Genomic DNA, 11,460 nt, shown 5'->3' with positions numbered 1-11,460 from the left:
CCCCCCGCCCACTCCACCCGCCGTTAGGGGCGCGCCCTCGCCCTCGACCGCGTCGACCTCGAAGTCGCCGCCGGTGCGCGGGTCGGCCTGCTCGGGCCGAACGGCTCCGGCAAGAGCACTCTGATGAACCTGCTGGTCGGCCTGCGCCGGCCCAGCTCGGGGCGGGTCGAGCTTTTCGGTGGCGACCCCCGCGACCCGGCGAGCCGGCGGCAGATCGGCGTCACCGGGCGGCCGCGTAGCCGGCAAGGTGGGCGCAGGACGGCGGCGGGCGGATGGAGGCGGCGATGGGCGCGGAGCGGGTTCCGAAGGGTTTCACCGAGCAACGGGCGCGGGTCGGCGAGATCTCCATGAACTACGTCCGTGGCGGCAGCGGCCCACCGCTGGTCCTGCTGCACGGGTACCCGCAGTGCTGGCACATGTGGCGGCACCTGCTGCCCGAGTTGGGTCGCTCCTTCGACGTGGTCGCGCCCGACCTGCGTGGTTTCGGGGGCAGCGACGCCCCGGCCGGCGGGTACGACAAGAAGACGGTCGCCGCTGACCTGCACGGGCTGCTCGACCAGCTCGGCCTGGTCAGTGACCTCAGGCTGGTCGGGCACGACCTGGGGACCATGGTCGCGTACGCGTACGCCGCCGCCCATCCGCAGCGGGTGAGCCGACTGGCGCTCACCGAGGCACCGATCCCCGACGAGAGCATCTACACGTTCCCCGCGCTCACCTCGGCCGGGCCGGGAGTGTGGAACTTCGGCTACTTCTCGATCGGCAACGGGCTTCCGGAGGAGCTGGTCCGCGGGCGGGAGTCGCTCTGGGTGGACCGGTTCACCGACGCCCTGATGGTGCGCAAGGGCAGCATCGCCGCGCCCGACATCGAGGAGTTCGCCAGCCACCTTCGCGACCCGGCGCACCTGCGGGCCAGCTTCGCCTACTTCCGGGCGTTCGATCAGGACATCGCCGACAACGCCGCGTACCGGGCCACGAAGCTGGGGATGCCGGTGCTGGCCGTCGGCGCGGCGGCCAGCCTCGGCGGGCAGATCGCCGAGCAGGTTCGCCGGTACGCCGACACGGTCCGCGGTGAGGTGATCGAGGACTGCGGGCACTGGCTGTACGAGGAGCGCCCGGACGAGATGCTCGCCCTGCTGCGCGACTTTCTCGAAGCGGCCTGACCAGCGACCTGCCGCTGCCCCCGCACATGTCCCCGGTCAGGCCGCGGGCGTCCAGGCGTACGCGGCCAGGGGCGGGTCGAGCGGCGCGCGGGTGAGCCGGTTGGCGAAGGTCGAGATCGTGTACGCACCGACGCCCAGCACCACGTCCAGCGCGTGCCGGGGCTGGTAACCGGCGGCCAGGAGGTCGTCCAGCTCACTGTCGGGCACCGCGCCCCGGTGCTCCAGCACGGCCAGCGTGAACCGGCGCAGCGCCTCCAGTCGTGGTTCGGGCAGCGCGGCGCCGCAACGGAGTGCGGCGATCAGCTCGGGGGTCGCGCCGAGTCGGGTGAGCGTGCCGGTGTGCAGTGCGACGCAGACGTGGCACTCGTTGGTGGTGGCGACGGCGAGGACGACCACCTCCCGCTCCAGCGGCGCGAGATCGGTCTGCTCGAACCCCGCGTTGGCGCTCAGGAAGCCGGCGAGCAGTTGTGGTGACTCGGCCATCAGCGCCACCGGGGTCGGTAGCCATCCGAAGCGGCCCTGCACCCCCTCGATGGCCCGACGGGCGGCGGCGGGTGCGGTTTCGGCGTTGTGCTCGGTGAAGACGGACACGGTTACCTGCTTTCGACAGCGCCCCTCGGGAGGTGCGGTGCGCATCCCGTAAGGTAGTCAACGTGGTTGACGAAATAGTAAACGAGGTTGTCGAACGTGGCAACCGCTGATCCCGCGCGCCCCGGATTCCACCTGCCGCTGCTGCTGTTGGCGGGCTTCCGGACGCTGATCGACGACCTGCACGCCGAACTGGCCCGGGAGGGGCACCCAGAGCTGCGGCCGCTGCACGGGTTCGTGCTCCAGGCCGTCGGGGCGGACGGCACCACCGCCAGCGAGCTGGGCCAGAAGTTGGGCATCTCCAAACAGGCCGCCGGCAAGACGGTCGACCGGCTGGTCGCCGTCGGCTACCTGGAGCGGGCCGACGATCCCTCCGACGCCCGACGCCGGCTGGTCCGGGTGACACCGCGCGGCGCCGACGGGCTACGCCGCTCGGCCGAGATCTTCGACCGGCTGCGCGCACGGTGGGCCGACACCCTCGGCCCGGACCGGGTCACCGCCCTGGAGGACGACCTCGGAACGATGGCCTCGGCCAACTGGTTCCGTCTCGACATGCCGGGCTGGTTCGGTGGCTGACCGCGCCGGGTGACGAACGCCTGGCGCAGCCCGGGATCTCCCCGGGGTCGTGACCGACCGTGATGCGCCAGCGGTGGAGGCGCGCTGAGCGAGGCGGTGGAGCCGCGCTCAACGAGGCGGTGGAGCCGCGCTGAGGAGGCGGTGGAGCCGCGCTCAACGAGGCGGTGGAGCGGCGCTCAACGAGGCGGTGGAGCCGCGCTGAGCGGACGGTCAGGGGCTGCGGGTCAGCTCAACGAAGGCCCGCCACGCGGCCGGGGTGAAGGTCAGCAGGCCACCGTCGCGGTCCTTGGAATCGCGGACGTGCACCAGGCCGGGCAGGTTGTCGGCGACCTCCACACAGGCGCCAGCGTCATTGCCGCTCCGGGTGGACTTGCGCCAGCGGGCTCCGGTCAGATCCATGGCTTCACGATCTCCTCGAGCAGGTCGATGGACTGCTGCCGGGGCAGCGCGTCGCTGCGCAGACTCTCCCACCTTCCGAGCAGGGTCGCCACCTCGTTGATGTCGTCCACGGCGGTGCCACCGGTCTGGCTGTCGAGGAAGCCGAGCCAGCTGCCGTCGGCGGTGCGACCGAGGATGAACGGCCCGAAGAGACCGGCGTGCAGCCCCACCTTCTGCGGCAGCACGTGCACCCTGATGTGCGGGCGGCGGGCGCACGCCACCAGGTGCCGGAGCTGCTCGGCCAGCACACCGGCGCAGCCCTCCGCGAAGCGCTGGAGCGCGGCCTCGTCGATCACTGCGGTGAGCTGTGGCGGGTGCTCCCGGTCGAGGATCGCCTGCCGTTCCAGCCGGGCCGCCACCAACTCCTCGACCCGGTCGGCGGTCAACCCCAGGTCGAGCCGGAACACCGCACGGGCGTAGTCGGCGGTCTGCAACAGCCCCGGAACCATCGTCGCGCCGAAACAACGCAACTGGGTGGCGACCCGCTCGACCTCCAGCCAGGGGCGGAACCAGACCGGCTCGCCGTCGCGCCGGCCCAGTTCGCGCAGCGAGACCAGCAGGCCGCCGGTGTCGAGCACCTCGTCGGCCCGGGTCAGGTAGGCGAGGTTGGGCGCCGTCTGCCCCAGCTCGACCGCCGACACCATGGACGGCGAGTAGTGCGCCCGTTTGCCGTACTCCTCCTGGGTCAGCCCGGCCGCGAGCCGCGACCGCCGCAGCTGCTCCCGGATCAGTGCCGCCGTGGACACCACTGTGGTCATCACGCCCGCCTTCCGCCGCCGGTGAGGGGCCACATCGACCCGTCTGCCGCAAGGTAGCGAAATAGCGACGCTGCGTCAGCACCCGACGCGGATATCGGGGTAACGCGAAGGGCGATGAGGGCTAACCGCGCCCCGCGCCCCGTGCGCCGTCCCCCCGTGCGCCGCGCCCCGCGCCCCGTGCGCCGCACCCCCGTGCGCCGCGCCCCGCGCCCCGTGCGCCCCGCGCCCCGTGCGCCCCGCACCCGCACCCCGCACCCCGCATGATCCACCCGACTTTCCTGAAGGCGCGGTTTCCTGTGGCCTGGGACAGCCCGGTTTCCTGAAACCCGAGTGGATCACCGTGACTCACGGCGTTCAGGGCAGATCGACTGATCGAAAACTGTCACGGGTGATCTCTAGGATCAGGGGTGCCGCTCGGGCCGGGGGCGATCCAACCTCGGCTATCCGACCGGCTCACCCTTCACCAAGGAGATCGGTTGACATCTGTGCGCGTTTCGCGTGACAGGCTCCTGCGCGGGCTGACCACGCTGGTCGTCGCGACGGCGCTGATCGGTGTGGCGACGACGCCCGCCTCGGCCGAGGACGACCCGGGTTGGGTCGACGGCTCGTTGAACGACCTGACGCTCGGCGTGGCCGGCACCCCCGGCCGGACGGTGCCGCTGACCCTGAGCAGCACCGGGGCCACCCAGCCCCGGGTGACCCTCGACCTGACCGGTCTGGCCGGCGTCGCCACCGCGACCTTCCCCGACTTCTGTGTCACCGAGGGCACGTCGGTCACCTGCCCGATGCCACCGACGGCCGTCGAGGAGTACGGCACGCTCACCGGCACCGTGCCGGTGGTGTTCCGAGCCGTCCCTGGCGCTGTCGACGGAGCGACCGGCACCATCGACTACACGGGGCTCGGTGAGCAGACCGACGCGTACCCCCGGCAGGCGACGGTCACCGTGCGGTCCGGGCCCGACCTGCTCGACATGGTCGGCGAGTACGTTTCCGGCCTCGACGTGGGCGACAGCCTCGCCGTCCCGGTGACCGTGGTCAACGCCGGCGACCAGCCGACCGTTGACCTGCGGCTCACCATGCGCTTCCCGGTGGGCCTGGTCCCGGCCAGCTACCGCAACTGCCGCTACGGCACCGACCAGTCGCTCGGCACGGTGGTGGTCTGCACCGTGCGGGGCACGTTCGCGCCCGGCCAACGCCACGAGCTGCGACAGAAGCTGACCACGACGGTCGGCCCGGCCACTCTCGGCGACAAGCGGATCACCCAGTTCGTGGAGCCGCTGGCCAGCGCCGGGCCACTCCCGAGCGGTGTCAAACTCAAAAGCCGCGACGCCGACCAGGCACTGCGGCTGCGGCCGGTCGGCACCCCGCTCGGCGTGATTCCGATCGGGGTGGACGGCGCCGGCGGGGAGACCTACCTGCGCGCGGTGCCGGGGGCGTTCGACATCGTCGCCCAGGGCGCGGCCGTGACCGGCGCTGTCGGCGACACCGTCCAGGTCACCGTGGGCCTGCATAACGAGGGCCCGGGCGTGCCCGACGGCACGATCTCCGGCGACACGGTCGGCTACTTCTCCTTCACCCCACCCGCCGGGGTCACCGTGCTGGCCCACCCGCTGGACTGCGGGTCGCGCGGTGGTGAGGAGGACGGCGAAGTGATCCCGGAGGTCTGGAACTGCGGTGCCGTGGGTTCGGTATTTCCTGCCGGGGCCAGCAGGACGGTCACCTTCGACCTACGAATCGACAGCCTCGGCGGGGCCGCCGGGGAGGTCAGGGTGTCCAATCGCTTTCCCCGGGTGGACGACAACCCGGGCAACGACGTCGCCCCGGTCACGGTGAGCTGACCGAGGCACGTAGAACAGTGCGGGCCGGTCACGGACGAATCCGTGGCCGGCCCGCACACCGTTGTCCGGGTCAGTCCAGCCCGCCGTACGAGTGCAGGCCGGTGAAGAAGATGTTCACGCCGAACAGGTTCATCAGCATGGTGAGGAAGCCGAGCACCGCGAGCCAGGTGGCCACGTTGCGCTTGACGCTGGGCGTGGCCCGAGCGTGCAGGTAACCGGCGTACACGACCCAGGAGATGAACGCCCAGGTCTCCTTCGGGTCCCAACCCCACGGCCGACCCCAGGCGGCCTCGGCCCAGATGGCACCGGCAATCACCGCGAAGGTGAAGATCGGGAAGGCGAAGGCGTGCAGCGCGAAGGTCAACCGCTCCAGACTGACCGCGCCGGGCAACCGCTTGGCCAGGGTGTACGGGAAGCTCCGCTTGCCCTGCTCGTAGCCGTTGCGCATCAGGAAGCCGACCGCCGGCACCGCACCGAGCAGGAAGATGCCGGACGCGAACACGATGGTCGAGACGTGGATGACGAACCAGTACGAGTTCAGTGCCGGCACCAGCGGCACGATCGGCACGTACAGCACCAGCTCGGCGGTGGCGACCAGCAGCACCATCACCAGCGTGAGGAACAGCCCGAGCTTGCGCAGCGACGGCCGCTTCCAGAGCACCACCAGCCAGGCGGCGACCCCGATGAACGTCACCGTGAGCACGAACTCGTACATGTTGCCCCACGGCATCCGGTCGGCCGCGAGCCCCCGGGTGACCAGCGCCGCGAGGTGCAGCAGCGCGGCGACAGCGGTGGCACCCACTCCGATCAGGCCCGCGAGTCGGGCACGCCGCGCGGAGCGGTCGGCCGCAGCCGACGACGGTACGGGCGCGGACGGTGGCGTCGGAACGACACCGCCGCCGGCACCCACCAGCTCGCGCACCGGCGCCGCAGCGGCGACCCGGGTACGCGCGTTGCCCAACGCGTACTCCACGGCGTGACCGATCATCGCGATCAGGTACGCCAGGATCGCGAAGGTCACCAGATTGTCGGAGAGTGCGGACATCACTCGGCTCCTTCTCGCACGCCGGCCCGGTCACTGGAGTCAGCGCCCGCGCTGGCCCGTTCGTCGCCGTTGACCGCGGCGATGAGCTGGGCGAACTCGTCGGCGAACCCTGGATAGTCGGCGCGCGGCAACCCACCGGCCTCCACCAAGCTACTACCGTCCGTCGGAGATCCTTCCGCCGGGTCGGCCGGCACCACCCGGAAGAAGACCCGACGGCGCCGCCCGAACAGCGAGCCCATCAGGCCGACCAGCAGGAAGCCGCAGCTGATCAGCAGTGGCGTCGCCCCGGGGTCGTGTCGGATGGAGAGCGTCACGTACCGCTCGGTGCCCAGGAACTCGACGGTGGTGCCGTCGTCCAGCTTCCAGGTCTCGCCCTTGCGGAGCAGCTTGGTGCCGACCTCCTGGACCTTGCCGGCCCGCACCTGCCGCTGGTCGAGCTGGTAGACCGAGCCGGGGATGCCGGCGTCCAGGCCGAGGTTGCCCCGGTAGGCGACCAGGTTCAGCGCTGGGTTGCGCTCCGTCGGGTACTCCGAGCGGACGAACGGTGCCTGCTCGGGTGCGGTGGGCAGGTAGATGCCGGTGAACGCCATCTGCTCGTTCGGGGCGCGCTGGCCGGTGGCCGGGTCGACGTTCGCGTCCGGGAAGGCGGCCAGGCCCTCACTCGTCAGCCCCATGTCGCCGGTGGTCAGGAACGGTTCGTCGCTGACCTGGCTGTTGCCGAAACGGTCGGTGTAGCGGATCACCGGGGCGTACCCGTGGCCGAGCAGGTAGACGCTCGCGTCGCCGAGGCGCAGCGGCGAGTTCACCGAGAAGTCGGCGCTGCGGGTCGGCTCGTCCGGGCCGTCGACGGTGACCGTGGCATTGAAGAACTCCGGCTGACCGGACGGCAGGAAGCGGGCCTGGAAGTCGTCCAGCCGCAGGCAGAAGCGGGGCAGGTCCGCGCTGTCCACCTGGGGGCCGAGCTTCGCCTCGGCGTACTGCTGCCGGGTGTTGCAGAACGAGTTGTCCGCGCCCGCCACCAGCAGTCGGTTGCCGCTCCAGCCGTACCACGAGCCGAGGGCGACGCTGATCAGCACCGCGATCAGCGACGTGTGGAACAGCAGGTTGCCGGTCTCCTTGAGGTACCCCTTCTCGGCGGAGACCTCGTCGCCACGCACCTCCACCCGCCAGCGGCGCTTGCGCAGCACCTCGGCGATCGCCACCGCACCACCAGGCGGGGCGGGCAGCACGGTGTGCTGCGGCAGCCGCGCCATCCGCTTCGGCGCGGCCGGCGGCCGGGACCGCAACGCCCGGATGTGGTCGCGCAGTCGGGGCGTGATGCAGCCGATCAGGGAGGTGAACAGCAGCAGGTAGATCGCGGAGAACCAGACCGAGCCGAAGACCTCGAACGCGCCGATCCGGTCCAGTCGGGGAGCCCAGTCCGGGTGGTCGACGAAGTACTCGTTGACCTTCTCCGGGCTGATCCCGCGCTGCGGCAGCACCGAGCCGGGGATGGCCGCGACCGCGAGCAGGAAGAGCAGGATCAGCGCCGTACGCATGCTGGTCAGCTGCCGCCACGAGTTGCGCAGCAGCGCCAGCAGCCGGTTCGGCCGACGCCGTGGCGCTGGCGCCACGGTTTCCGGCCGGTCGTCGACGACCGTCATCAGATGCTCACCTCGCCCACCCCGACGGTGGTCTGCAACCAGATCACGAAGCTCTGCCATCCGCCGGTGACCAGCGCCAGGCCGATCAGGATGAGCAGAGCGCCGCCGACCCGGGTGACCCAGCGGCTGTTGCGCCGGACGGCGCGGAAGACCCCGAGCAGGCGTTGGAAGCCCAGCCCGAAGACGATGAACGGTATCCCCAACCCGAGGCAGTACGCCACGGCGAGCACCACGGCGCGGTCGCTCTGCCCGGAGGCGGTGGCCATGCCCATGACCGCGCCGAGGGTGGGGCCCGTGCAGGGCACCCAACTGAGTGCGAAGACCGCGCCGAAGACCGGTGCGCCCAGCAGCCCGGCCGACGGCAGCCGGGAGATCCGGAACTCCCGTTGCAGGGCGGGGATCATCCCGAGATAGCCGAAGCCGAGCACGATGATCAACGCGCCGACGACGATTTCGAGCTGCCGCTCGTACTCGAAGAAGACCTTGCCGATGCCGGCGAACAGGATCGCCGTGGCGACGAAGACGACGGTGAAGCCGGCGATGAAGAGCAGCGTGCCCGCGAGCACCCGGCCCTTCACGGCACCGACCCGCGCGACCCGCTCCTTGACCGCGACACCCCCGGTGGCCGGCGCGGGATCCGACCCTGGCCGCCGGCCCTCCAGGTCGGCACCGGCCAGGCCGGTGACGTACGAGAGGTAGCCGGGTACGAGTGGGAGCACGCACGGGGAGAGGAAGCTGACCAGGCCGGCGAGCGCTGCCGCGCCGATGGCAAGCAGCAGCGGCCCGCTCAGGGCCAACTCCCGGAAGGTCTCGCCCATCAGTTGGGCGCCGGTTTCTCGGCCGCGATCCGCTCGACGATCGGTTGCAGGCCCTCCTGCTTGACGGCGGCCCGGATCACCGCGGCGATCCGGCCGTCCCGGTCGAGCACCAGCGTCGCCGGCACGCTGTTCGGCGGGATGTCCAGCGCGAGTGCCGTCTTGCTCGACGGGTCGAACAGGCTCGGATAGGTGACCCGGCCCTTCTCGAACGCCTTCGCCTTGTCCCGCGAATCCTGCACGTTGATGCCGAGGAACGTCACCCCGGAACCCTTGGTGGCCTGGTAGACGGCTTCCAGGTCGTCCGCCTCGGCGCGGCACGGCGCGCACCAGGAACCCCAGAAGTTGACCACGACCACCTGCCCGCGAGCCTGGCTGACGTCGTAGGTGCCGCCGAGCAGCAGCTCACCGGCGACCTTCGGAGGCGCGGAGCGCTGGTCCGGTGCGCACTCGAAGATCCCGTCGGTGGTGGTCGTGCAGGTCTTCTCCTGCCCCTTCGACGACGTGCAGCCGACCAGCGCCACCGCGGCGACGGCGGCGAGCAGACCGGCGGTCCACCTCCGGGCGTTCATCAGGCCCCCTTGGCCGTCCGGGCGGTCGCGGAGAGAGCGATCAGGTGCGCGGCCGGCTCGCTGTAGCCGATGCCGACCACCTTCGCGTCGTCGAAGTGGAACGAGGTGAGGCTGGCCAGCCCACACTGCCGCTTGCGCGGGTCGTGCCAGAGCCGCTTGCGCTCAACGTAGCGGCGCAGAGTCCAGATCGGGAGCTGGTGCGACACCAGCACCGCCTCGCGTCCCTCGGCGGCGACCCGGGCGGCCTGCACGGCGGCGAACATCCGCTCGGCGATCACCCGGTACGCCTCGCCCCAGGACGGGGTCACCGGGTCGCGCAGCACCCACCAGTTACGCGGGTCACGGAACGATCCGTCGCCCGGCGACACCTTCTTGCCCTCGAACCAGTTGGCGCTCTCGATCAGCCGCTCGTCCACCCCGACCGGCAGCCCGAACTGGGCCGCGATGGGCTCGGCGGTCTGCTGGGCGCGTTCCAGCGGGCTGGCCACCACGTGCACGATCTCCCGCTCGGCCAGGCCCTGCGCGGCGGCCTTGGCCATCTGCACGCCCAGCTCGGAGAGGCGGAAACCGGGCAGCCGACCGTAGAGAATCTGGTCGGGGTTGTACACCTCGCCGTGCCGCAGCACGTGGACCACCGTCTTGCTCAAGGTTATTACCCCCCGTGACCAGCCGCTGCCGCCGCGTTCGCCGCCGTCGGCAGCGCGCTGGCGATGTGCTCCAGAGCGACGTCGTCGATCGCCGCCGACACGAACCATGACTCGAACGCGCTCGGCGGCAGGTAGACGCCGGCGGCGAGCATCGCGTGGAAGAACGCCTTGAACGCCGGCACCTGCTGGGTGCGGGCGCTGTCGTAGTCGATCACGTCGGCGTCCGTGAAGAAGATGGAGAACATGCTGCCCGCGTACGACAGTCGGTGTGGGACCCCGGCGGCGGCCAGCGCGTCGGACGCCAGCTTGCCCACGACGGCGGCCGTGTCGTCGAGCTTGCGGTAGAGCGCCTCGTCGGCGAGTCGCAGCGTGGCCAGGCCGGCGGCGCAGGCCAGCGGGTTACCGGAGAGCGTGCCGGCCTGGTAGACCGGGCCGGCCGGGGCGAGTCGCGCCATGATGTCCGCACGCCCGCCGAAGGCGGCGGCGGGCAGGCCACCACCCATGACCTTGCCGTACGTCCACAGGTCGGCGTCCGAGGCGTCGAGGCCGTGCCACCCGGCGCGGGACACCCGGAACCCGGTCATCACCTCGTCGACCACGAGCAGGGCACCGTGGGCGTGCGCGATGCGGGCGAGCTGCTGGTTGAAGCCGTCGCGGGGGGCGACCACACCCATGTTGCCGGCTGCCGCCTCGGTGATCACCGCGGCGATGTGCGGGCCCTCGGCGGCGAAGGCCTCCTCGACGGCCCGGATGTCGTTGTACGGCAGCACGATCGTCTCGCTGGCCGCCGCACCGGTCACGCCGGGCGAGTCGGGCAGGCCCAGGGTGGCCACGCCGGATCCGGCGGCGGCGAGCAGGGCGTCGACATGCCCGTGGTAGCAACCCGCGAACTTGATGATTTTGGAGCGGCCGGTGAAGCCCCGAGCCAGCCGGATCGCCGACATGGTGGCCTCGGTGCCCGAGTTGACCAGGCGGACCTGCTCCATCGGGGTGCGGTCGACCAGCTCGGTGGCAAGCTCCACCTCACCCGGAGTGGGGGTGCCGAAGCTGGTGCCCCGGGCGGCGGCTGCCTGCACGGCGTCCACCACCTCCGGGTGGGCGTGCCCGAGGATCAACGGACCCCAGGAGCAGACCAGGTCGACATAGCGGCGGCCGTCGGCGTCGTACAGCCACGGGCCCTCGCCACGAACCATGAAACGCGGGGTGCCGCCGACCGCCTGGAAGGCACGCACGGGGGAGTTGACCCCGCCCGGCACGATGGCGCGGGCGCGGTCGAACAGGGCCTCGGAGGCCGGCGCTTCGGCTGGGTAGCGGCCGGAACCGGCGGGAAAGATGTCGGTCACGATGCCGCCATTGTGTCAGCGGCGAACGGCCCACCAG

General features: G+C 71.5%; 13 protein-coding genes. 4 read left to right on the top strand and 9 right to left on the bottom strand.

The genetic code is table 11. The features are described from left to right. Positions 1 to 87: 87 nt before the first annotated feature. Both LADH09A_RS14805 and LADH09A_RS14800 read left to right on the top strand, forming a co-directional pair. Positions 88 to 351: an ATP-binding cassette domain-containing protein gene (locus tag LADH09A_RS14805; protein WP_238645694.1), complete on the top strand. Its 264-nt coding sequence runs from the start codon at positions 88 to 90 to the stop codon at positions 349 to 351. After that, on the top strand, positions 285 to 1,160 hold the full coding sequence (locus LADH09A_RS14800; protein ID WP_238645692.1) for an alpha/beta fold hydrolase: 876 nt from the start codon (positions 285 to 287) through the stop codon (positions 1,158 to 1,160). The genes LADH09A_RS14805 and LADH09A_RS14800 overlap by 67 nt, the downstream gene beginning before the upstream one ends. 36 nt (positions 1,161 to 1,196) lie before the next feature. Here LADH09A_RS14800 and LADH09A_RS14795 read toward each other — a convergent pair whose 3' ends face one another. Continuing rightward, positions 1,197 to 1,751, bottom strand: coding sequence for a carboxymuconolactone decarboxylase family protein (locus LADH09A_RS14795; RefSeq protein ID WP_238645691.1), 555 nt, complete (start codon positions 1,749 to 1,751; stop codon positions 1,197 to 1,199). Between the two features lie 96 nt (positions 1,752 to 1,847). Here LADH09A_RS14795 and LADH09A_RS14790 point away from each other — a divergent pair, with 96 nt between their 5' ends. Beyond that, positions 1,848 to 2,324: a MarR family winged helix-turn-helix transcriptional regulator gene (locus tag LADH09A_RS14790; RefSeq protein ID WP_238645690.1), complete on the top strand. Its 477-nt coding sequence runs from the start codon at positions 1,848 to 1,850 to the stop codon at positions 2,322 to 2,324. 210 nt (positions 2,325 to 2,534) lie between these two features. Here the strand turns inward: LADH09A_RS14790 and LADH09A_RS14785 are convergent, their stop codons facing one another. Both LADH09A_RS14785 and LADH09A_RS14780 read right to left on the bottom strand, forming a co-directional pair. Continuing rightward, positions 2,535 to 2,723 (bottom strand): DUF397 domain-containing protein, encoded by a 189-nt coding sequence (locus LADH09A_RS14785; protein WP_238645689.1) that lies wholly within the window; start codon positions 2,721 to 2,723, stop codon positions 2,535 to 2,537. After that, positions 2,714 to 3,520, bottom strand: a complete 807-nt coding sequence (locus LADH09A_RS14780) for a helix-turn-helix domain-containing protein (RefSeq protein WP_238645687.1) — start codon at positions 3,518 to 3,520, stop codon at positions 2,714 to 2,716. The genes LADH09A_RS14785 and LADH09A_RS14780 overlap by 10 nt, the downstream gene beginning before the upstream one ends. A gap of 485 nt (positions 3,521 to 4,005) precedes the next feature. On the opposite strand from LADH09A_RS14780, the gene LADH09A_RS14775 reads away from it, so the two are divergent. Then, positions 4,006 to 5,358 carry a hypothetical protein gene (locus tag LADH09A_RS14775; RefSeq protein WP_238645685.1) on the top strand — a complete coding sequence of 451 codons (1,353 nt, stop codon included), beginning with the start codon at positions 4,006 to 4,008 and terminating at the stop codon, positions 5,356 to 5,358. Positions 5,359 to 5,428: 70 nt separating this feature from the next. On the opposite strand, the gene ccsB is transcribed toward LADH09A_RS14775, so the two are convergent. The 6 genes from ccsB to hemL are packed head-to-tail and all read right to left on the bottom strand — an operon-like array spanning position 5,429 to position 11,423. Continuing rightward, positions 5,429 to 6,403 (bottom strand): c-type cytochrome biogenesis protein CcsB, encoded by a 975-nt coding sequence (gene ccsB, locus LADH09A_RS14770; RefSeq protein WP_238645683.1) that lies wholly within the window; start codon positions 6,401 to 6,403, stop codon positions 5,429 to 5,431. Then, entirely contained in the window at positions 6,403 to 8,046 is a 1,644-nt protein-coding gene (gene resB / locus LADH09A_RS14765; RefSeq protein ID WP_238645681.1) for a cytochrome c biogenesis protein ResB, read from the bottom strand. The genes ccsB and resB overlap by 1 nt, the downstream gene beginning before the upstream one ends. Then, positions 8,046 to 8,864, bottom strand: coding sequence for a cytochrome c biogenesis CcdA family protein (locus tag LADH09A_RS14760; protein WP_238645680.1), 819 nt, complete (start codon positions 8,862 to 8,864; stop codon positions 8,046 to 8,048). The genes resB and LADH09A_RS14760 overlap by 1 nt, the downstream gene beginning before the upstream one ends. Continuing rightward, positions 8,864 to 9,433 (bottom strand): TlpA family protein disulfide reductase, encoded by a 570-nt coding sequence (locus LADH09A_RS14755; protein WP_238645679.1) that lies wholly within the window; start codon positions 9,431 to 9,433, stop codon positions 8,864 to 8,866. Before LADH09A_RS14755 ends, LADH09A_RS14760 begins: the two co-directional genes overlap by 1 nt. Next, positions 9,433 to 10,086: a histidine phosphatase family protein gene (locus tag LADH09A_RS14750; protein WP_238645693.1), complete on the bottom strand. Its 654-nt coding sequence runs from the start codon at positions 10,084 to 10,086 to the stop codon at positions 9,433 to 9,435. Before LADH09A_RS14750 ends, LADH09A_RS14755 begins: the two co-directional genes overlap by 1 nt. Further along, the gene (hemL, locus tag LADH09A_RS14745; protein WP_238645678.1) at positions 10,086 to 11,423 is read right to left on the bottom strand and encodes a glutamate-1-semialdehyde 2,1-aminomutase; all 1,338 of its coding nucleotides are present in this window, start codon (positions 11,421 to 11,423) and stop codon (positions 10,086 to 10,088) included. Before hemL ends, LADH09A_RS14750 begins: the two co-directional genes overlap by 1 nt. Between the last annotated feature and the right edge of the window lie 37 nt (positions 11,424 to 11,460).

This window comes from Micromonospora cabrerizensis (assembly GCF_022230955.1).
Taxonomy (GTDB): Bacteria; Actinomycetota; Actinomycetes; order Mycobacteriales; family Micromonosporaceae; genus Micromonospora; species Micromonospora cabrerizensis.
The sequence above is the reverse complement of the archived record's forward strand: the minus strand, read 5'-3'. Positions and strand labels throughout refer to the sequence as shown.